Origin of the sequence: Aminobacter carboxidus (assembly GCF_014863355.1) — a bacterium.
GTDB classification, from domain to species: domain Bacteria; phylum Pseudomonadota; class Alphaproteobacteria; order Rhizobiales; family Rhizobiaceae; genus Aminobacter; species Aminobacter carboxidus.
Genome location: NZ_JACZEP010000008.1, coordinates 76,010 through 96,976, shown reverse-complemented (window position 1 = coordinate 96,976; position 20,967 = coordinate 76,010). Strand labels below are relative to the sequence as shown.

General features: G+C 63.4%; 21 protein-coding genes. 13 read left to right on the top strand and 8 right to left on the bottom strand.

The genetic code is table 11. The features are described from left to right. Positions 1-11: 11 nt before the first annotated feature. Positions 12-719, bottom strand: a complete 708-nt coding sequence (locus tag IHE39_RS22630; RefSeq protein WP_192568047.1) for a metal-dependent hydrolase — start codon at positions 717-719, stop codon at positions 12-14. Positions 720-865: 146 nt separating this feature from the next. Between IHE39_RS22630 and ruvX the strand changes: the two genes are divergently transcribed. Next, the gene (ruvX, locus tag IHE39_RS22625; protein WP_184767587.1) at positions 866-1,351 is read left to right on the top strand and encodes a Holliday junction resolvase RuvX; all 486 of its coding nucleotides are present in this window, start codon (positions 866-868) and stop codon (positions 1,349-1,351) included. On the opposite strand, the gene IHE39_RS22620 is transcribed toward ruvX, so the two are convergent. Continuing rightward, on the bottom strand, positions 1,290-1,625 hold the full coding sequence (locus IHE39_RS22620) for a DUF6105 family protein (protein WP_192568046.1): 336 nt from the start codon (positions 1,623-1,625) through the stop codon (positions 1,290-1,292). The genes ruvX and IHE39_RS22620 overlap by 62 nt on opposite strands. A gap of 193 nt (positions 1,626-1,818) precedes the next feature. Beyond that, complete coding sequence (locus IHE39_RS22615; RefSeq protein WP_192568045.1) at positions 1,819-3,447, bottom strand: acyl-CoA dehydrogenase family protein; 1,629 nt, start codon at positions 3,445-3,447, stop codon at positions 1,819-1,821. A gap of 184 nt (positions 3,448-3,631) precedes the next feature. Between IHE39_RS22615 and IHE39_RS22610 the strand changes: the two genes are divergently transcribed. The 10 genes from IHE39_RS22610 (at position 3,632) to rpmG (ending at position 15,756) form a co-directional block, all read left to right on the top strand. Further along, the gene (locus IHE39_RS22610; RefSeq protein WP_192568044.1) at positions 3,632-4,597 is read left to right on the top strand and encodes an aspartate carbamoyltransferase catalytic subunit; all 966 of its coding nucleotides are present in this window, start codon (positions 3,632-3,634) and stop codon (positions 4,595-4,597) included. Beyond that, positions 4,594-5,880, top strand: a complete 1,287-nt coding sequence (locus IHE39_RS22605) for a dihydroorotase (RefSeq protein ID WP_184767583.1) — start codon at positions 4,594-4,596, stop codon at positions 5,878-5,880. The genes IHE39_RS22610 and IHE39_RS22605 overlap by 4 nt, the downstream gene beginning before the upstream one ends. Positions 5,881-5,908: 28 nt before the next feature. Then, positions 5,909-6,520, top strand: coding sequence for a glycerol-3-phosphate 1-O-acyltransferase PlsY (gene plsY, locus IHE39_RS22600; RefSeq protein WP_192568043.1), 612 nt, complete (start codon positions 5,909-5,911; stop codon positions 6,518-6,520). Next, complete coding sequence (gene dprA, locus IHE39_RS22595; protein ID WP_192568042.1) at positions 6,517-7,650, top strand: DNA-processing protein DprA; 1,134 nt, start codon at positions 6,517-6,519, stop codon at positions 7,648-7,650. The genes plsY and dprA overlap by 4 nt, the downstream gene beginning before the upstream one ends. Positions 7,651-8,099: 449 nt before the next feature. Beyond that, positions 8,100-10,706, top strand: a complete 2,607-nt coding sequence (gene topA / locus IHE39_RS22590; RefSeq protein ID WP_184767580.1) for a type I DNA topoisomerase — start codon at positions 8,100-8,102, stop codon at positions 10,704-10,706. Between the two features lie 6 nt (positions 10,707-10,712). Further along, positions 10,713-13,028: a ribonuclease R gene (rnr, locus tag IHE39_RS22585; RefSeq protein WP_192568041.1), complete on the top strand. Its 2,316-nt coding sequence runs from the start codon at positions 10,713-10,715 to the stop codon at positions 13,026-13,028. A gap of 2 nt (positions 13,029-13,030) precedes the next feature. Then, positions 13,031-13,468, top strand: coding sequence for a DUF983 domain-containing protein (locus IHE39_RS22580; protein WP_192568040.1), 438 nt, complete (start codon positions 13,031-13,033; stop codon positions 13,466-13,468). A 73-nt stretch (positions 13,469-13,541) separates the two neighbouring features. Further along, positions 13,542-14,282: an NUDIX hydrolase gene (locus tag IHE39_RS22575; RefSeq protein ID WP_192568039.1), complete on the top strand. Its 741-nt coding sequence runs from the start codon at positions 13,542-13,544 to the stop codon at positions 14,280-14,282. Positions 14,283-14,289: 7 nt separating this feature from the next. Next, positions 14,290-15,471, top strand: coding sequence for an MFS transporter (locus IHE39_RS22570; protein WP_184767576.1), 1,182 nt, complete (start codon positions 14,290-14,292; stop codon positions 15,469-15,471). A gap of 117 nt (positions 15,472-15,588) precedes the next feature. Continuing rightward, positions 15,589-15,756 (top strand): 50S ribosomal protein L33, encoded by a 168-nt coding sequence (gene rpmG / locus IHE39_RS22565; protein ID WP_019173400.1) that lies wholly within the window; start codon positions 15,589-15,591, stop codon positions 15,754-15,756. Positions 15,757-16,188: 432 nt separating this feature from the next. Here rpmG and IHE39_RS22560 read toward each other — a convergent pair whose 3' ends face one another. Together IHE39_RS22560 and IHE39_RS22555 are read right to left on the bottom strand one after the other, a co-directional pair. After that, positions 16,189-17,562, bottom strand: coding sequence for a PleD family two-component system response regulator (locus tag IHE39_RS22560; protein ID WP_192568038.1), 1,374 nt, complete (start codon positions 17,560-17,562; stop codon positions 16,189-16,191). 30 nt (positions 17,563-17,592) lie between these two features. Continuing rightward, positions 17,593-17,964 (bottom strand): response regulator, encoded by a 372-nt coding sequence (locus IHE39_RS22555; RefSeq protein ID WP_108607955.1) that lies wholly within the window; start codon positions 17,962-17,964, stop codon positions 17,593-17,595. A gap of 213 nt (positions 17,965-18,177) precedes the next feature. Between IHE39_RS22555 and IHE39_RS22550 the strand changes: the two genes are divergently transcribed. After that, positions 18,178-18,477: a DUF3572 domain-containing protein gene (locus IHE39_RS22550; RefSeq protein ID WP_184767574.1), complete on the top strand. Its 300-nt coding sequence runs from the start codon at positions 18,178-18,180 to the stop codon at positions 18,475-18,477. Continuing rightward, entirely contained in the window at positions 18,474-19,127 is a 654-nt protein-coding gene (locus IHE39_RS22545; protein ID WP_184767573.1) for a hypothetical protein, read from the top strand. The genes IHE39_RS22550 and IHE39_RS22545 overlap by 4 nt, the downstream gene beginning before the upstream one ends. Positions 19,128-19,136: 9 nt before the next feature. On the opposite strand, the gene folK is transcribed toward IHE39_RS22545, so the two are convergent. Genes folK through folP form a run of 3 tightly spaced genes read right to left on the bottom strand, consistent with a single transcriptional unit; the run spans position 19,137 to position 20,858 of the window. After that, on the bottom strand, positions 19,137-19,661 hold the full coding sequence (gene folK / locus IHE39_RS22540) for a 2-amino-4-hydroxy-6-hydroxymethyldihydropteridine diphosphokinase (RefSeq protein ID WP_434781333.1): 525 nt from the start codon (positions 19,659-19,661) through the stop codon (positions 19,137-19,139). After that, positions 19,645-20,004 carry a dihydroneopterin aldolase gene (gene folB, locus IHE39_RS22535; protein WP_184767572.1) on the bottom strand — a complete coding sequence of 120 codons (360 nt, stop codon included), beginning with the start codon at positions 20,002-20,004 and terminating at the stop codon, positions 19,645-19,647. Before folB ends, folK begins: the two co-directional genes overlap by 17 nt. Before the next feature lie 5 nt (positions 20,005-20,009). Next, entirely contained in the window at positions 20,010-20,858 is an 849-nt protein-coding gene (gene folP / locus IHE39_RS22530) for a dihydropteroate synthase (RefSeq protein ID WP_192568037.1), read from the bottom strand. Between the last annotated feature and the right edge of the window lie 109 nt (positions 20,859-20,967).

Genomic DNA, 20,967 nt, shown 5'->3' with positions numbered 1-20,967 from the left:
TGCCGCTGCGCTCAAACATCGACCGCCACGCCAACCTGCGGCAACACGACCTCGACGCCAGAGCCTTCGAGGCCTGCGACGAACTGGTCCGCCGTCTGGTCGATGATCGGGAAACTGGCGAAGTGGCATGGCACAACGGTTTCGAACTTGAAGAAACGCCGGCAGGCAAGTGCTGCCACAGCACCACCCATGGTGAAGCGGTCGCCGACGGGCACAAGGCCGATCGCCGGCTCGTGCAGTTCGTTGATCAACGCCATGTCTGAGAAGATGTCGGTGTCGCCCATATGATAGAGCGTGCGCTCCTCGGCGAAATGCAGCACCAGGCCGCCGGGATTGCCGAGATAGACGTTGCTACCGTCCGGCCGGCTGACCGAAGACGAATGCAGCGCCGCAACAAAGGTGGTGGTGAAGCTGCCGCAATCGACGGTGCCGCCGATATTGCCGGGATTGATCTGCTCGTCGCTGACACCCTGGCCGACGAGATACATGCAGATCTCGAAATTGGCGACGAGCATGGCACCGGTCTTCTTCAGTATGGCAGCCGCATCGCCGATATGGTCGTCATGGCCGTGCGTCAAAAGAACATGGGTGACGCCTTCGGCGGCCTCCTCCCAAGTCTTGCCCCATGAGGGATTACCGGTCAGGAACGGATCGATCAGGATCGTGGCGCCAGCGACTTCAATACGGAAGGCCGAATGTCCATACCAGGTCAGCTTCATCGTTTCGGCACTCCTCGTAATTTCGTTGTCCAAAGGATAGAACGCACAAAGCCCCTTTCAAAGAGGCCGATACGCAGATTCAAGGTGTTAGGGCATGCCGTGCTCATTCAGGCGGACGCTACCACCAGGGCACAGAGGAAAGCCGCTTGGCAATCGTTACCATTGAACAACTGCCCGCGCTGTTGGCCGGCGGCAAGACGCTGGCCGGGCTCGACCTCGGAGACAAGACGATTGGTGTGGCGGTTTCCGACCGCGGCCTGTCATTCTCGCATCCGCGCCAGGTCATCATGCGCAAAAAATTCACACTCGACGTGGCGGCACTGCTTGCCATGCTGGCCAAGGAAAACACAGGTGCGATCGTGATCGGCCTGCCGATCAACATGGATGGATCGGAGGGACCGCGCGCCCAGAAGTCGCGCGCCTTCGTGCGCAATGCAGCCAACCTGACCGACTTGCCATTCCTGTTCTGGGATGAACGCCTGTCGACGGTTGCCGCCGAACGCGTGCTGATCGAGATGGATGTCTCGCGCAAGAAACGCGACGGCCGCATCGATTCGGCAGCAGCTGCCTTTATTCTGCAGGGTGTACTCGACCGGTTGCAGACGCTCGACGCATCTCCGTACGAGGATTAGACTGCCAACCCCTGACCTTCTCGGCAATCAGCTTGCGGCGGCGGAACGCCCAGATGCCGAGCAGGATGAATGTGTCGAAGATGCAGGCCTTGGCGATCATCCAAGGAATCTTGAGCGGGTCGACACCCAGAATTTCACCATAGAGGTCGAAGATTGCCAGGTTCAGGCCGCGGCTCAGGATCGGGTAGCCGAAATTGAGATCGTTGATCGACAGGAAGTACCAGCCCCAAAACAGGACCAGCGGCGCAGCCCAAACGGCGAAAACATAGCGCATCAGACGCTGCCCGTAGCCGACGGCCTGGCAGCTTCCGTGCCCTGGAATAGGTTCGAAAAGACGTGCATCGGGATTCCTGCTTCTTTGCAAAAGACAGTGGCCCCTGCGTCGGCAGCGCGCAACGTAAACCATTTGATAAGGTTAATATTTGCGGGGCCGTCCGGAAATGAGACGGCGACTGACCCGGATTGTGTCAGCCGACCTGTGGATAGAGCGTGTCGATGATCAGCCGCGAATCGTGCCGGGCGTCGAGCATGCCGTACGTGCCGCGCCACTGGCCGGCGAGTCGTGTCTCGATGAACGCGTCGGCAATGCGACCTGCCCCCATACGCCGCAGCTCGGCCGCTGCCGCTGAAATGGCGAGTTGCTCGGTGAGAATGCGCGCCGAGCCTTCGTCGGAACTCGCGACCTGCATCGCTGCGCGGAGCACGCCGAGCACGCTGCGCCCGCCGGGACCGAGGTCGCGCTCAAGCGTTGCCAGCACATCCTCGAACAGGCCTGGCGCCCGTTGCAGCACGCGCAGCACATCGAGCGCCATGACGTTGCCCGAACCTTCCCAGATCGCATTGACCGGCGCCTCGCGATAATAGCGGGCCAGCGGCGCTTCCTCGACATAGCCGTTGCCGCCCAGGCACTCCATCGCCTCGTAGAGCAATGCCGGCGCGATCTTGCAGACCCAGTATTTGACGACAGGCGTCATGGCGCGGGCAAATGCCGCCTCACCGCGGTCCGATGCGGCCTCGTCGAAGGAACGCGCCAGCCGGAAAGCAAGCGCGGTCGCGCCGGCGACATCGAGTGCCATGTCGGCCAGCACCCGCTGCATCAGGGGCTGGTCGACAAGGTTGGCGCCGAAAACCTGGCGGTGGCGCGTGTGGTGGACTGCTTCCGCGAGGCCCGCCCGCATGATCGCCGACGAGGCCACCGCGCAGTCGAGCCGCGTCAGCGTCACCATGTCCATGATCGTCTTGATGCCGCCGCCGGCTTCGCCGACCAGATCGCCAATGGCTCCCTGGACCTCGACTTCCGATGAGGCGTTGGAGCGGTTACCAAGCTTGTCCTTGAGGCGCTGGAACTGCAGCCCGTTGGCCGAGCCGTCGCTCAGGATGCGTGGAACGAGGAAACAGGACAGTCCCTCGGGCGCCTGCGCCAGCATCAGGAAGGCGTCCGACATCGGCGCCGACATGAACCATTTATGGCCGGTGAGCCGGTAGAAGCTGCCTCCGGCCCGTTCGGCCTTGGTGGTATTGGCGCGCAGGTCGGTGCCGCCCTGCTTCTCGGTCATGCCCATGCCAAGCGTAAGGCCGGCCTTTTCGACCGGCGGCTTTTGCGCCTGGTCGTATTTGCGCGTGGTGACGCGCGGCGCCCACTCGCGAAACAGCTTCGGGCTCGCCATCAATGCAGCAAGCGAAGCATTGGTCATGGTGATCGGGCATAGGTGGCCGCATTCAAGTTGCGCGGTGAGATAGAAGCGCGCCGCCCGAACCTGGTGGCGTCGACCTGTCTCGGTTCCGCCGTTCTCCCAGACGGAAGAATGCAGACCGCCTGAAATCGAGCGGCGCATCAGCGCGTGATAGGCAGGATGGAACTCGACCTGGTCGATGCGCCGGCCCTGGCGATCATAGGTCTTGAGCTTCGGCACCTCGCTGTTGGCGAGCCGCGCCAGATCCTGCGCCTCTTGATTCAGCACGAAGCGGCCGAGCCCGTCGAGGTCGCGGCGCACCGGGTCGGAAAAGCTCTCCGCGATCTGGATCAGCAGCGGATCGCCGCGCCAGGCATTGCTGCCCGTCAGCGGAGGGGGCTGGTTCGGCACGTCCTGCGTCACGCCTTGTCCTTCATCGGTGTGGGCGACGGGCACGAATCCGCAGCCATGGCCGGCTTTATAACCGAAATGCTTATCGATAGCTTATGGCCCAGCTTGGAAGCGACGAAAATCCCGTGGGAGAACTTTCATCGATGAAATGCCGGCTTGCGGGTCACTTAAGCACAGCCTATAGCAGCGCCTTGAGATGACAGACCTATCGTCCCTGCCGCCCTACCCGCATCGCCATCTTCTTGGCATCCGCGACCTTTCTCCGTTTGATATCGAATTGCTGCTCGACCGCGCCGACGCGGCCGTGTCGATTTCGCGTCAGTCAGAGAAGAAGACGTCGACGCTGCGCGGTAGAACCCAGATCAACCTGTTTTACGAAGCCTCGACGCGCACGCAGTCGTCCTTCGAGCTCGCCGGCAAACGCCTCGGCGCTGATGTCATGAACATGTCGGTTGCATCCTCTTCGGTGAAGAAGGGCGAGACCTTGATCGACACGGCGATGACGCTGAACGCGATGCGGCCCGACATCCTGATTATTCGCCACCAGTCGGCGGGTGCCGCGGCACTGCTGGCGCAAAAGGTCGGCTGCTCGGTGGTCAATGCCGGTGACGGCGCCCATGAGCATCCGACGCAGGCGCTGCTCGACGCGCTGACCATCCGCCGCGCCAAGGGCCGCATTGCCCACCTGACGGTGGCGATCTGCGGCGACATCCTGCATTCGCGCGTCGCCCGCTCCAACATCTTGCTGCTCAATGCGCTCGGCGCCCGCGTCAAGGTCGTCGCACCCTCCACGCTGCTGCCTTCGGGCATCGCCCAGATGGGCGTCGAGGTGACGCAATCGATGGTCGAGGGCCTGAAGGACGCCGACGTCGTCATGATGTTGCGCCTGCAGCGTGAGCGCATGGCTGGCGCCTTCGTGCCGTCGGTGCGCGAGTATTTCCGCTACTACGGGCTCGACGCCGAAAAACTGAAGGCCGCCAAGCCCGACGCGCTGGTGATGCACCCGGGCCCGATGAACCGCGGCGTCGAGATCGCCTCCGAGATTGCCGACGGCCCGCAGAGCGTCATTCAGGAACAGGTGGAAATGGGCGTCGCCGTGCGCATGGCGGTGATGGAAGCGCTGCTCGACCCGCGCCGCAATCGCGATGGACACAACGCATGAGCATCACGGTTTTCCAGCGCGCCCGCATCGTCGACCCCTCGCGCGGCATCGATGAGACCGGGACCGTCATCGTCGACGGCAAGAAGATCGTTGCCGCCGGCGCCGACGCGCTCAACCAGGGCATTCCCGGTGGCGCCGAAGTTGTCGACTGCACCGGCAAGGCCATCATTCCCGGCCTGATCGACGGCCGCGTCTTCATCGGCGAGCCGGGCGGCGAACACCGCGAGACGATTGCCTCGGCAAGCGTCGCAGCTGCAGCTGGTGGTGTCACATCAGTCGTCATGATGCCCGACACCGACCCGGTGATCGACAATGTAGCACTTGTCGAGTTCGTGCTGCGCACGGCCAAAGAGACGGCGTCGGTCAACATCTTCCCGGCAGCGGCCATCACCAAGGGCCTCGACGGCCACGAGATGACCGAGTTCGGCCTGCTATGCGAAGCCGGCGCTGTCGCCTTCACCGACGGACGCCACACGATCGCCAGCTCGATGGTGATGCGCCGGGCGCTGACCTACGCGCGCGACTTCGACGCCGTGATCGCGCACGAGACCCAAGACGCCGACCTCGCCTCGTCGGGCGTGATGAATGAAGGCCTTTACGCCAGCTGGCTCGGGCTCTCGGGCATTCCGCGCGAGGCCGAGACCATCCCGCTCGAACGCGACCTGGCACTCGCCCGGCTGACGCGCGGCAACTATCATGCGGCGAAAATCTCGACCGCAATGGCGGCAAATGCCGTTTCGCGCGCCAAGGCCGATGGCGCCAAGGTCACCTCGGGCGTATCGATCAACAGCCTGTCGCTCAACGAAAACGACGTCGGCGAATACCGCACCTTCTTCCGCCTCGCGCCGCCGTTGCGCGCCGAGGAAGACCGGGTCGCCATGATCGAGGCGCTGAAGGACGGCACCATCGACCTGATCGTTTCCTCGCACGACCCGCAGGATGTCGACACCAAGCGCCTGCCCTTCGCCGATGCCGCCGTCGGCGCAATCGGGTTGGAGACATTGCTGGCTGTTGCGTTGCGCCTATACCACAACGACGAAGTGCCATTGCTGCGCATTGTTGAAGCGCTTTCGACAGCGCCGGCGAAGCTGTTTGGCCTGCCCGGCGGCACGCTGAAGCCCGGCGCCCTCGCGGACCTGGCGCTTGTCGACCTCGGCGAGCCGTGGCTGGTGCGCGAGGCAGATATCCGCTCGCGCTCCAAGAACACCTGTTTCGAAGGGGCGAGGCTGCAAGGCAAGGTCTTGAAAACCTTGGTCGGCGGACGCACAGTGTTCTCGGCCTGACGGGCCACGGGGGAGAAGAAATACCTTGATGCCGGATGACATTTTTCCGACGGCTATACACGTGCTCATCGCGGCCGCCGTATTCGGCTATCTCCTCGGTTCGATTCCATTTGGCCTGCTGCTGACGCGCGCGGCCGGCCTCGGCGACGTGCGCAAGATCGGCTCTGGCAACATCGGCGCAACCAACGTGCTGCGCACCGGCAACAAGAAGCTTGCGGCCGCAACGCTGCTGCTCGACGCCCTCAAGGGTACTGTCGCCGTCGTCATCGCGGCGCGCTGGAGCCACGATGCCGCCATTGCCGCCGGTTTCGGCGCCTTCATCGGCCACCTCTATCCGATCTGGCTCGGCTTCAAGGGCGGCAAGGGCGTCGCCACCTATCTCGGCGTGCTGTTTGGCCTATCCAGCCTCGGTGCGCTGGTCTTTGCGGTGACCTGGCTGCTGGTCGCCTTTGTCAGCCGCTATTCGTCGCTGGCAGCGCTGACCGCTGCGGCGTTGGTGCCGATCGCGCTTTATTTGATCGACATGCCCAAGGCGGCCGGCCTGCTTGCGCTGATGAGCGTGATCGTCTTCATCCGGCACCGCGCCAACATTTCGCGCCTGCTCGCAGGCACCGAGTCGCGGATCGGGTCCAAGGGATGACCCAACCCGCAGCCGGGCCGCATCTCAGCGACCGGCAGCGGATTCATTGGCTACGCCTGATCCGTACGCCCAACGTCGGCCCCGCAAGTTTTCGCGACCTGATCAACCGCTTCGGCTCAGCCGAAACCGCAATCGAGATGCTGCCCGAGATCATGATGGCTGGTGGCGCCAGCCGTCTGGTTCGTGTGCCTTCGGTGGCGGAGGCCGAGGCTGAAATCGAGTTGGCGCACAAATGTGGCGCGCGCTTCGTCGCGCTTGGCGAACGCGACTACCCCCAGACGCTCAAGCGCATGGACAATCCGCCGCCGCTGCTCGCGGTCAAAGGCACAACCGCAGTCTTCGGCTTGCCACCGGTGGCCATCGTCGGCGCGCGCAACGCCTCGCTTGCCGGGATCAAGATGGCCCGCACACTGGCATCGGAACTCGGCCGCAACGGCTATGCCGTGATTTCGGGGCTGGCCCGCGGCATCGATACCGCCGCGCATCAGGGAAGCCTCGGTACAGGTACGGTCGGTGTTTTGGCCGGCGGCATCAATCGCCCCTATCCATCCGAAAATGCCGGCCTCTGCGACGAGATTGCCGAACGCGGCGCCATCGTCTCCGAAATGCCGTTCGGTTGGGAGCCGCGCGCCCAGGACTTTCCACGCCGCAATCGCATTGTCGCCGGCCTGGCGCTCGGGCTTGTCGTCGTCGAAGCAGCACAACGCTCTGGCTCGCTGATCAGCGCGCGGCTCGCCGGCGAGATGGGGCGCCTGGTCTTCGCCGTGCCCGGCTCGCCGCTCGATCCACGCGCCGCCGGCACCAACGGCCTGCTCAAGGATGGCGCGACATTGGTGACGGAAGCAGCCGACGTGCTGGAAGCGCTGGCGCCGCTGGTTGGCGGCCAGCCATTTGTCCCGGCCCGGCTCCAAGAGCCGCCTGATTTCAACGCAACGCCGCCGACGGTCGACAGCGATCGCGCCCGGGTCATCGAGGCTCTGGGGCCGGCTCCCGTCGAGATCGACGAACTGATCCGCCACACCAGCCTTCACCCGGCGCAGATTTTCATGATCCTGCTCGAGCTCGACCTTGCCGGCCGGCTCGAACGCCATTCAGGCGGAGGTGTTTCGCTTGTTGAGCCCGATCTTTGAAGGCCGCTCACCACGGATGACGTCGCCAGCCTCGACATAGGCCATCTCTATCGGGAGGCGAGCATGCCGCAACGTTCGGCGTTGGCCATGATCCGGAACTGGCCGAGCATCGATTGTATATAGTCCAACGTTTCGGCCCGCCTTCGTGCAGGCGCCGGCTTGTCCTTAAGTGTGGTCCTGTGCCGCCCTACGTTGCGTCGTATGATCCGGTGCCGATTTCGGCACCAAAATCTGGCTCAACCGGCAATGGTGGAAACGCAGCAAATCTACTAGAAATTGCAATAGCGCAAATTAATATACCCTAGGCTGCAATCCGGTTCTTCATCGTCGTTTTTGCCCCCTTCCCCTTGACCGGACCGAAAAGCGCGGCCATGTGACGAGCGAATTGAAAATCTTCGCCACGCGCCCTCAGCCGTTGTTTTGGCGCTTCACTGGAAAATCAGCCACATATGGACGTCGTTGTCGTCGAGTCACCGAACAAGGTGAAAAGCATCAACAAGTACCTGGGCCGGAACTACAAGGTTCTCGCCTCGTTCGGCCATGTCCGCGATTTGCCGGCCAAGGATGGCTCGGTGAAGCCGGAAGACGATTTTGCCATGTCCTGGGCTGTCGACACCGCATCGGCGAAGCGGCTGAACGACATCGCCAAGGCGGTCAAGGAAGCCGATGGCCTGATCCTCGCAACCGATCCGGATCGTGAAGGTGAAGCCATCGCATGGCACGTCCTTGAAGTGCTCAAGCAAAAGCGGGTGCTGAAGGACAAGACGATCAAGCGCGTCGCCTTCAACTCGATCACCAAGCAGGCCGTGCTCGAAGCCATCGCCAATCCGCGCGAGATCGACCCGCCGCTGGTCGACGCCTATCTGGCGCGCCGCGCGCTCGACTATCTCGTTGGCTTCACCCTGTCTCCGGTGTTGTGGCGCAAGCTGCCCGGCGCCCGTTCGGCTGGCCGCGTCCAGTCGGTGGCGTTGCGCTTTGTCTGCGACCGCGAGGCCGAGATCGAACGCTTCGTGCGTGAGGAATACTGGCAGATCGCAGCGACGCTCGGCACGCCGCGCGCCGAAAGCTTCGAAGCCAGGCTGACCGCTTTCGATGGCAAGAAGCTGCAGAAACTCGACATCTCCTCGCAGGCGATGGCCGACGACATCAAGACGATGCTCGATGGCGCGAGCTTCAAGACGCTGTCCGTCGAAGCCAAGCCGACCCGGCGCAACCCGAGCGCGCCCTTCACCACCTCGACCTTGCAGCAGGCCGCCTCGTCGCGCCTCAGCTTCTCGGCCAGCCGCACCATGCAGGTAGCCCAGCGCCTCTACGAGGGAATGGAGATCGGCGGCGAGATGGCCGGTCTGATCACCTATATGCGTACCGACGGCGTGCAGATGGCACCCGAAGCCATCGAGGCCGCACGCGACGCCATCGTCAAGGAATTCGGCGCCAGGTATCTGCCCGAAAAGCCGCGCCAGTACACGACCAAGGCCAAGAACGCCCAGGAAGCGCACGAAGCCATTCGTCCGACTGACTTCAACCGCACGCCGGCCGAGATGCGCAAGTTTCTCGATGCCGACCAGGCCCGTCTATACGAAATGATCTGGAAGCGCGCGATCGCCTCCCAGATGCAGCCGGCCGAAATCGAGCGCACCACCGTCGAGATCGAGGCGCGCAACGGAGCCAGGACCGCCGGCCTACGCGCTGTCGGTTCCGTCACCCGTTTCGACGGCTTCATCGCCGCCTACACCGAGCAGAAGGAAGAGGACTCGGAAGACGAGGAAAGCCGCCGCCTGCCCGAGATCCGCGCCGATGAGACGCTGAAGCGCGAACAGGTCAACGCAACCCATCACACCACCGAGCCGCCACCCCGCTACTCCGAAGCCAGCTTCATCAAGAAGATGGAAGAGCTCGGCATCGGCCGCCCTTCGACCTATGTCGCGACGCTGAAGACGCTTGAAGACCGTGATTATGTGAAGATCGAAAACCGCAAGCTTGTTCCCCAGGCGAAGGGCCGGTTGGTCACCGCCTTCATGGAGAGCTTCTTCCGGCACTATGTCGAATATGACTTCACCGCCTCGCTCGAGGAGAAGCTCGACGAAGTCTCCGACGGCAAGCTTGCCTGGCGCGACGTGCTGAACGATTTCTGGAAGGACTTCTCCCACGCAGTCGACGAGATCAAGGAACTGCGCGTCACCAACGTCCTCGACGCCCTGAACGAGGAACTCGCGCCCCTGGTCTTCCCCGAACGCGAGGACGGATCGAATCCGCGCATCTGCCCGAAATGCGGCAACGGCAACCTGTCGCTCAAGCTCGGCAAGTATGGCGCCTTCGTCGGCTGCTCCAACTATCCCGAATGCGGCTTCACCCGACAGCTCGACGGCCCCGGCGCGAATGGCGACAATGGCGGTCTCGAAGACGGCACCAAGGTTCTGGGCAGCGATCCCTACACCAATGAAGAGATCACGCTGCGCAGCGGCCGCTTCGGTCCCTACATCCAGCGCGGCGACGGCAAGGACGCAAAGCGATCCAGCCTGCCCAAGGGCTGGGCGGCATCATCCATCGATCACGAAAAGGCGCTCGCACTGCTCGCGCTGCCACGCGATGTCGGCCAGCACCCTGAATCGGGCAAGATGATCTCGGCCGGGCTTGGCCGCTATGGCCCGTTCGTGCTGCATGACGGCGCCTATGCCAACCTTGAAACCATCGAGGACGTGTTCTCGATCGGCCTTAACCGCGCCGTGACAGTGCTTGCCGAAAAGCAGGCTAAGGGCAAGGGCGGGCGGGGCGGCGGCACCCCGGCAGCGTTGAAGGATCTCGGCGAGCACCCCGCAGGGGGCGGCAACGTTACCGTGCGCGACGGCAAGTACGGCGCATATGTCAATTTCGGCAAGGTCAATGCTACCTTGCCGAAGGGTACCGATCCGGCCACGATCACCATGGAAGCAGCAGTTGCGCTGATCGCTGAAAAAGAGGCGAAAGGCGGCGGCGCCAAGAAGCCTGCCCGAAGTGCAGCGAAGAAGCCGGCCACCAAGAAAGCGGCCACCAGCAAGGCCAAGAAGAAGGACTGAGCGACCGTGGCGCGAAAGATTTCCGGACGAAATGCCGGCACCAGACGCGCCGCAAGCGACGAGGTCCGAGGCAAGGACGTCTACCGCCCGTCGCGGGACGAGATCCTGCGCTATATCGCGGAGAATCCCGACCGCAGCGGCAAGCGCGACATCGCCAAGGCCTTTGCGCTCAAGAACGACGATCGTATCTGGCTCAAGCACCTGCTGCGCGAGTTGCAGGACGAGGGCCTGCTTGAGAAGAGCCGCAAGCGCCTGACGCGCGCCGGCGCACTGCCGCATGTCGCCGTGCTCGACATTTTCGGCCGCGACGCCGAAGGCACGCTTCTCGCCCGCGCCTCCGAGCAACCAGATGGTGCGATCGTTGCCATCAAGCTGTCGCGCGGCGGCAATGGGCCAACGCCTGGCGTCGGCGACCGCGTGCTGGCCAAGACCTTCGCCGTCGAGGATCATGTCGACGACAACGAGCCGGCCTACACCGCGCGCGTGATGAAGATATTCGAAAAGCGCAGCGACACCGCGCTCGGCATCTTCCGCATCCTCAAGGATGGCACTTTCCGCATCGAGCCAGTCGAACGCCGCCAGCCCGAGCTGGTGATCGAAAAGGACTACCAGAACGGCGCCAAGGATGGCGATCTCGTCGAAGTCGTGCCAGAACGCGCCAGCCGCTACGGGCTGCCGCGCGCCAAGGTGGTCTCGGTTCTGGGCTCGCTGACCAATGAGAAGGCGGTCTCGATGATCGCCATCCATGCCCACGACATTCCCCACATCTTCCCTACAGATGTGATCGCCGAGGCGGAGGCAGTCAAGCCGGCAACGCTCGACGGCAAGCGCGAGGACTGGCGCGAGCTGCCGCTGGTCACCATTGACCCGGCCGACGCCAAGGACCACGACGATGCGGTCTACGCCGTTGCCGACACCGACGAGAAAAATCCGGGCGGCTTCATCGTCACCGTCGCCATTGCCGACGTCGCTGCCTATGTCCGTCCGGGCACCGCACTCGACCACGAGGCACTGAAGCGCGGCAACTCGGTCTATTTCCCCGACCGCGTCGTGCCGATGCTGCCCGAACGCATCTCCAACGACCTGTGCTCGCTGCGCGAAGGTGTCGACCGGCCGGCTCTTGCAGTGCGTATGACCTTCTCAGCCGAAGGCCGCAAGGTCAGGCACGCCTTCCACCGCATCATGATGCGGTCGTCGGCCCGCCTTGCCTATCCGCAGGCGCAGGCCGCCATCGACGGGGTGCCGGACGACAAGACCGGGCCGATCCTGGAGACCATCCTCAAGCCGCTTTGGGCCGCTTATGACGCGCTCAAGCGCGGCCGTGACAGCCGCCAGCCGCTCGAACTCGATCTGCCGGAACGCAAGATCCTGCTCAAGCCTGATGGTATGGTCGACCGCGTCATCGTTCCCGATCGCCTCGATGCTCACAAGCTGATCGAGGAATTCATGATCCAGGCGAACGTCGCCGCTGCCGAGACGCTGGAAAACAAGAAGCAGAAGCTCGTCTACCGCATCCATGACGGCCCCTCGCTTGCCAAGCAGGAATCGTTGCGCGAATTCCTGCAGACAATCGGCCTGTCGCTGGCGCGCGGCGCCGAGATGCGGCCGGCGCAGTTCAACGGCATCCTCGAGCGCGTGCGCGGCGAAGACAACGAACAGCTGGTCAACGAAGTGGTGCTGCGCTCGCAGAGCCAGGCCGAATACAACCCCGACAACATCGGCCATTTCGGCCTCAACCTGCGCCGCTACGCGCATTTCACCTCGCCGATCCGCCGCTACGCCGACCTCATCGTGCATCGCGCGCTGATCGGCTCGCTGGGCTTGGGCGCCGGTGGATTGACGCCGGCAGAGGAAGCGCGGCTGGAGGAAATCGCCGGCCTGATCTCGCAGACCGAACGCCGCGCCATGGCGGCCGAGCGCGAGACTGTTGACAGGCTGGTTGCCGGCTTTTTGGCCGAGCGTGTCGACGAAACATTCGATGCGCGCATCTCTGGTGTGGTCAAGGCGGGACTATTTGTCCAATTGCCGCAATACGGCGCGGATGGTTTCATCCCCGTGTCATCTTTGGGTGACGATTATTACCACTTCGACGAAGCCGCCCGCGCCCTGTTCGGTGAACGCTCCGGCAAGGGCTACCAGCTCGCCGACCGCGTCGAGGTCAAGCTGGTCGAGATCGCGCCGCTGGCCGGCGCGATGCGCTTCGAGATGCTGACCGAACCGAAGCCCCTGCCCGGTTCCAAGCGGTCCTTCCACAAGACCAAGGGGCAAAGAACGCGTGCTCGCGCCTCCCAGCCACGGCGGGGTCCGCGCGGCAGGAGATGACGATGGAAGAACAGGTATTCGGCGGCGACCACCAGCAGGTGGTCCGTGAACCGCGCCCGGTGTGGCCGGCGATCAAGCGCGGCCTGTTCTGCAAATGCCCGAACTGCGGCCAGGGCAAGCTCTTCGCCTCTTTCGTCAAGACCGTCGACAGCTGCGAGATCTGCCACGAAGAGATCCTCCACCACCGTGCCGACGACCTGCCCGCCTATCTGGTGGTGGTCATTGTCGGCCACATCGTCGTCGGCGCCTTCATGGGCGTCGAGGCCACCAGCACCCTCGCTCTGTGGCAGCATCTCTTGATCTGGGTGCCCTTGACGATCATTTCTGCACTCGCCTTGCTGCGCCCGATGAAGGGTGCGGTGGTTGGCATGCAGTGGGCACTCTACATGCACGGCTTCAGCGGCGAAGAAGACGCCTTCGAGACGCATCCAGAGGCCTGAACCGGCGCTGGCGCAATGCCCAAGGGCAAGCAAGTGCTTCCGTCCACTCCGACATTCCGTTAGGACAGCCGCGATGGATGGCATTAGCAAAGCAGAACTCGACAGGCTCGAAGCCCGGGAAATGGTAAAGAGCGGAGCGCCATTGCGTCCGCGCGACGCGGCGACGCTGATCCTGCTCGACCGCAAGGGCGATGATGTGCTGGTGCTGATGGGCCGGCGCCACATGAAGCATGCCTTCATGCCTGGTAAATTCGTCTTTCCCGGTGGCCGCACCGACCCGGCCGACAGCCGGATCAAAGTGGCCGACGAGCTTCATCCCGACGAACAGGACAAGCTGCGCGCCGGAACCGGCCGCGTCAGCGTCGCGCGTGCCCGGGCGATTGCCCTTTCAGCGATTCGCGAAACCTATGAGGAAGCAGGCTTGCTGATTGGCCGGCGCGGCCCGTTTGCTACCACCAAGGCCGACTGGCAAGGTTTCGCCGAACACGGCGTGGCGCCGACGCTGGGATGCCTGCGCTTCATCGCACGCGCCGTGACCCCTCCCGGTCGTGTCAGGCGCTTCGACACCCGCTTCCTGTCGGCCTGGCGCAGCGACGTTGTGGTCGAACTGCCTGAGGGCGGTCCGACCAACGAGCTCGAGGAGCTGGTCTGGCTGCCTTTGGCCGAGGCGATGAAGGCCGACATCCCCGCGATCACGCAGTCGGTGCTTGGCGACCTCAGACAGCGGCTGTCGGTAGACCCCGGGCTTGAGCCGGGTGGCGAAGTGCCGTTCTACCGCATGTTCGCCCAACGCTTCCGCCGCGATATCCTGTAGGCATTGCATGACCGATACCATTCAGGAGGCTGAAAACCTCGAACGGGTGCACTGGCGCTCGATTTCAGCGGCCATCGCCTCGATCAGCGTCGTCGGCATCGCCATTGGCCTCGGCATACCGCTGTTGAGCGTGATTCTCGAATCGCGCGGCTATTCGTCATCGATGATCGGTCTCAACACGGCCGTCGCCGGCATCGCCTCGATCGCCGCGGCTCCGCTCGCGACGCCGATCGCCATGCGGTTTGGCGTCGTCTGGACGATGCTCGTGATGATTCTCGCCGGAGCGGTGGCTTTTGTCGGCTTCTATTTCGCCCAATCCTTCTGGATGTGGTTTCCGCTGCGGGCCGTGCTGCATTTCGCCCTGACGGTGCTGTTCATCCTGTCGGAATTCTGGATCAGCACCTGTGCCCCGCCACATCGGCGTGGCCTGGTCCTCGGCATCTACGCCACTGTGCTGTCGCTCGGTTTCGCCGCTGGCCCGTGGCTGTTCTCGCAGATCGGCAGCACTGGCTTCCTGCCGTTCGGACTGACCTTCGCGTTCGTCATGATCGCCGCCATTCCTGTGCTTTTGGCACGCAGCGAGAGCCCCAAAATCGTCTCCGAAGGCGGCAAGGGTGGCTTCTTCCGCTACATCTGGATCGTGCCGACAGCGACCGCCGCCGTGCTCGTCTTCGGCGCCGTGGAGACAGGCGGCTTTGCGCTGTTTCCGATCTATGGCCAGCGTATCGGCTACACCGAGGGCGAGGCAGCGCTGCTGCTCACCATGATCGGTCTCGGCAATTTCCTGCTGCAGATCCCCATAGGCATGCTGAGCGATCGCATCGGCGATCGCCGCATCCTGTTGCTCATCTGCGCCCTTGTCGGTCTGGGCGGAACGCTGGCAATGCCGCTTCTGACGGTCAACTGGCACCTGATGGCAGGCATGCTGTTTGTCTGGGGTGGCGTGGTGGCGGCGCTCTACACCGTCGGCCTGGCACATCTTGGCGCGCAGCTGTCGGGCCGCGACCTGGCCTCGGCCAACGCCGCCTTCATCTTCTGCTACGGCGTCGGCATGATCCTGGGTCCGCAGGTCATCGGCATCTTCATGGATATCTTCGGCCCCAACGGATTCGGCTGGGCGCTGGCGGTGTTCTTCGGCGGCTACATCGCCATCGGACTGGGCCGTATTGCCGCGAAATCGAGCCGATAACGCGCCAAGGCTTGACTTTCCGGGTGCGTTCTTTATGTGTCCCGCAGGTTTTCCGCGTCCGGGTTGTTTTCCCGTCCTGAGGCGGGTGCAACTCCAGACAATTAACGGACGAGAATCATGGCCAAGGCTGCAAACATCAAGATCAAGCTTCTGTCGACCGCCGACACCGGTTTCTTCTACGTGACGAGCAAGAACAGCCGCACGAAGACGGAAAAGCTGTCGTTCCGCAAGTACGACCCGGTTGCGAAGAAGCACGTCGAATTCAAGGAAACCAAGATCAAGTAATCTGGTTGCTGACAGGAATTCCAAAACGCCGCCCACTGGGCGGCGTTTTCGTTGTTACGGAATAGAGGTTGCGGCTCGCATGACGCGGCGAAGGCCAAGCGGAAAAGCGCCTGCCCTACATCCAGCAATGATGAGATGATTTCGAGAAAGGGGGCCGGTCGGCGTCTGGCAGCGGTACGAGGAGGCCACTATGTGCCAGTGCCGGCCGGCCGACCCCACGGACCCAGGAGATGCGGCGGACCTGAGCATCATGGGGTATGAATTGGGCTATCCGGCCTGTGCTCCTCGTGCCGGCGCCCGTCCTTCTTCTCAACCTCACAGTCGCGCAAGATCGCTTGAAAATCAACACTTTCTTAACCACAGCTCGCGAATCGCTCGGGTTAAGGTAAACGATTGAGCTTAACGGGCTTGGCCGCGAAGCCGTTATTCGGCTCAGGCCGCCCGTGCGACCACGCGATTGCGGCCACGGGTTTTTGCGTCGTACAGGGCAAGATCCGCGCGCTTCATCAGCCTGGCAACCGTGTCGCCTTCCATGACCAGCGCCGAGACGCCGACGCTAACCGTCACCGACACGCCCTGCTCGGAACCGCCGACCTTGAATGGCGTCCTGGCGATTTCGGAGCGAATGCGTTCGGCAACGATCTCGGCCAGCGCGCCCTCGGTATCAGGCATCACGATGACAAATTCCTCGCCGCCGAATCGGCAAGCGAGATCAATGCCACGCACGCTCTTCTTCACGCGCCGTGCGAATTCGCGCAGGACCTCGTCGCCGCCGTCATGGCCGAACGTGTCGTTGATGCGCTTGAAGCGGTCGAGGTCGGTGATCATCAGCGACAGTGGCCGCCGGCGGGCCGCGGCGCGCTCGACGAGCCGCGGCAGGTGGCTGTCGAGGTAGCGACGATTGTGCAGCCCCGTCAGCCCGTCCGTCACCGCCATCTCGATGGTCTGGCTGACGCTCTGCCTGAGCTCGTCATTGTAGCGCTTGCGGCGGACCTGGGTGCGCAGGCGCGCGATCAGCTCCTGCCGGTCGAGCGGCCGCACCAGGTAATCGTTGATGCCGAGTTCGAGACCGCGAACGGTGAGGTCGTCCTCTTCCTTGTTGACGAGCAGCACGATCGGCAGCGAGCGCGTGCGGTCGAGCGACCTGAGCTGCGAGCACAACCTGAGCGGATCGAACGCGGAGAACCCTGTCGACACGATGATGCACTCATAGGCGCCTTCGGCCGCGTTGAAGAGCCCCGACTGCGGATCGGCAGCTATCTGCACGTCGGCCGCACCGTCCAGCAGCGCGCAGAGATGGGCCGCGGAAGACGTCTGTTCGTCAATGAGCAGGACCTTCGGCAGCTTGCCCTGCAGCAGGTCGGATCGCGCCATAAGCTCGTCGACGCCGATGCTGTGCGTCGTCGCGGCGCGCAGCCTCAGCTCGTCGGTCAGGACCTTGAGACGGACGAGGCTTTTAACGCGGGTGATCAGCTGAAGGTCGTTGACCGGCTTGGTCAGGAAATCATCCGCGCCAACGTCAAGCCCACGTACGCGATCGGTGACGTGGTCGAGTGCCGTGACCATGACGACCGGGATATGGGCGGTGGCAGGATCGGCTTTCAGGCGGCGGCAGACTTCGAAACCGTCCATGCCGGGCATCATCACGTCGAGCAGCACGACATCGACCTTGCCGTCCTCGCAGGCCGCGATGGCGTCGGGTCCGTTGAAGGCAGTCAGCACCTCGAAATATTCGGCGAGGAGCCTGACTTCGAGCAGCTTTACATTGGCCGGTATGTCGTCAACGACGAGGATGCGCGCGGTCATGCTAGTCCCTCGAGCGAGCCGGCGAGCGCATCAGGCATCGCCCAGATAGGATTTGATCGTCTCGATGAAGCGCGGCACCGAGATCGGCTTGGAGATGTAGGCTTCGCAACCGCCCTGCCTGATCCGCTCTTCGTCGCCCTTCATGGCGAAAGCGGTAACGGCGATGACGGGAATGGTGTGGAGGTCGTCATCCTCCTTCAGCCATTTGGTGACCTCGAGGCCTGAAACCTCGGGCAGCTGAATATCCATCAAGATGAGGTCCGGCCGGTGCTTGCGGGCAAGATCAAGCGCCTCAAGACCGTTGCGCGTGCGCACGGTCTCGTAACCGCTTGCCTCGATGAGGTCGCGAAAGAGCTTCATATTGAGCTCATTGTCCTCGACGATCATCACCTTCTTGGCCATAGAAATTCCGTCCCGATTGCCCGCCACAGGTCCGCGGCAATCCTGTTGCGCGCTGGATGCGCACACCAACCCCGAATCCCACTTTAACTCAAGAACATTACGAAACGTAAAACATCCCCGCCAAATCACGGATGGTTGCGCGGCCGCTTTAGCGGTTGCCCCGATGGCGGCTTGCCGCTACTCCCGACACAGGTCGATCGGGGCGAATGTCAGATGCAGAAGAACCAGCTATCGCAGGAAAGCGCTGAAGCACTGGCTGTCCAGGCGCTCGCGTTCGTAGCCTCCGACCCCGAACTTCTGCCGCGTTTCCTGGCCATATCAGGCATCGAAGCGCACCAGATCCGCCGCGCCGCACAGGAGCCGGGCTTTCTGGCAGGCGTGTTGAACTTCATTCTCGCCCATGAGCCAACGCTGCTGCGATTCTCGCAAGAATCAGGCATCGCGCCGGGCGAAATCGGCAGCGCGCTTCGCGCCCTGCCCCTGGGCAATGACGATCACGAGCGTTCCGCATGAGCGAAGATCCCGAAACAGCACGCCAGATCGCCGAACTGGCCCGCGACAGCAGGCCGTTGCTGGTGCTCGACGTCGACGAGGTACTGCTCGAATTCATGGTACCGTTCATGCGCTTCCTCGACGCGCAGGGGCTAACCTTCCTGGCCACGTCGTTCAAGCTGACCGGCAACGTCGTCGACCTGAAGACCCAGATACCGCTGGAACAGGAAGCCGTTTCCGCATTGCTCGACGGCTTTTTCCACGCCCAGGCTGAGTGGCAAACCGCAGCGCTGGGAGCCGCGGACGCCGTGGCCGGCCTCGCCTTAGGTGCTGAAGTGGTTTTGCTGACGGCAATGCCGCACCGCCACCGCGACATCAGGCGCCGGCATCTCGATGCGCTCGGCTTTCCTTATCCGCTGCTGACCACCGAACGGGCGAAGGGTCCGGCGCTGCGGCTGCTTCGAGGCGAAACCAGCCGGCCAGTCGCCTTTGTCGACGACATTCCGCACAATCTGGTTTCGGTGCGCGACGCGGTCGCCGACGCGCACCTGTTCAACCTGATGTCCTACCGTGAGATGCGCGCGTTTCTGCCGCCCATGCCGGATGGCATCGTGATCACCGACGATTGGACTGAGGCCCGACCGAAGATCGCAACAGCCCTCGGCCTCTAGCCTTGCAGACTATTCGCCCAGGTCGCGCCACCAGTCGCGGCCGGAATCAAGCCTTTCGATGCCGGCGCTGTCCAGTTCAGCGGCCCATTCAGCCGCCGACTTGCCGGCCAGCACCAGCTCTGGTGCGATTTCGGCCAACGGCACCATGACAAAGGCCCGGTCGAGCATGCGCGGGTGCGGTATCTCAAGCCCGACATCGCTGACATTGCTGTTGCCCAGCAAAAGCACGTCGATGTCGATCAGGCGCGGGCCCCAGCGTTCGATGCGCACGCGCTTGAGCCGGCGCTCCAGCTCGAGGCAAAGCTCCAGCAGTTCAAGCGGCGCAAGCGTGGTGGCGACCTCGGCGGTGACGTTCAGGAAATCGGGCTGATCGACCTTGCCCCAGGGCGGCGTGCGATGCAGCGACGAGACCGCGACGACGCGCGTGCTGCCGGAGCTGTCGAGCATATGCAGCGCCGACGCCATCGACTTCGCCGGATCGCCCAGATTGCCGCCGAGGCTGAGAAAGCCGCGCTCCTCAACCTGGCCAGACAACGGTCACCTCTACGTAGTCCAGGACGCCAGGCACCGGCGCATTCGGCTTGCGAACCGTGATTTCGGCACGCTTGATCTGAGGGAAACGCGCAGCGAGCGCCCGGCCGCATTCCTGCGCCAACGCCTCGATCAGGAAGCGTCGCTGGCCGGTGATGATCGACTCGATGACCTGGAAGGCAACGCCGTAGTCGACGGTGCTGTCCATCGAATCGTCCTCAAGGGGGAGCGATGGGTCGACTGTCAGTTCGGCATCGACATAAAAGCGCTGGCCCAGCGTCTCTTCTTCGTCGAACAGACCATGCCGGGCGAAGAAGGCGCAGTTTTTCATACGGATAAGGTACATCTGGGTCAGCGTCCCGGCAGGTTGGTCTGTCGCGCCAGCATAGCATCTGCGAATGCCAGCGCGTCCACGTTGATTGCGACATCATGGACGCGAAATACATTCGCGCCCTGCAGGCGTAATATGACGCTCGTCGCCGCCGTTCCGGCGTCGCGGTCGGCAGCTTCGCGCCCGGTGACATGGCCGACGAAGCGCTTGCGCGAGGTGCCCGCAAGCAGCGGATAGCTGAGCTGTGCGAGTTCCGAAAACCGCGCCATCAGCTCCAGGTTTTCGTCGGCGTCCTTGGCAAAGCCAAAGCCCGGGTCGAGCATGATCTGCGCGTCCTGGACACCGGCCTGGCGGGCGATCTCCAGCGAGCGTCGCAGGAACAGAAGCTGGTCGTCGATGACGTCGGGCAGCTTTTCGCGTTCGCGGCCGGTATGCATGAGCACCAGCCCTGCCCCGGTCTCAGCGGCGACCCTGGCTATGCCGGGCTCGCGCTGGGCGCCCCAGACATCGTTGACGATGTGTGCGCCGGCGGCAACGGCAAGCCGGGCCGTGTCTTCGCGGTAGGTGTCGACTGAAATCAACGCATCGCCTGAACGGGCGAGCGCTGCGATGATTGGAAGCACGCGATCCTGCTCTTCGGCTGAAGAAACCGGCGCGGCGCCGGGCCTCGTCGATTCACCACCAACATCGACGATCACAGCACCTTCGGCAACCATGCGACGTGCCTGTTCCAGCGCGCGCTCGGGCGCATCGAACGCACCGCCGTCGGAAAAGCTGTCGGGCGTGACGTTGAGGATGCCCATCACAAGCGCCCTGTCGCCGAGGTCGAGATGGCGCCCATGCGCCAGTTGCCATCGTTTGCCGGTCATGCCGTCGCCACAAAAGAACTCCAGAGCACAGACCACGTCACGAAATATCAACGCTTGCGGCTTCAACTCGCTGCACGGTCATTTCAGCGGCACGATCCGATTTCCGTTG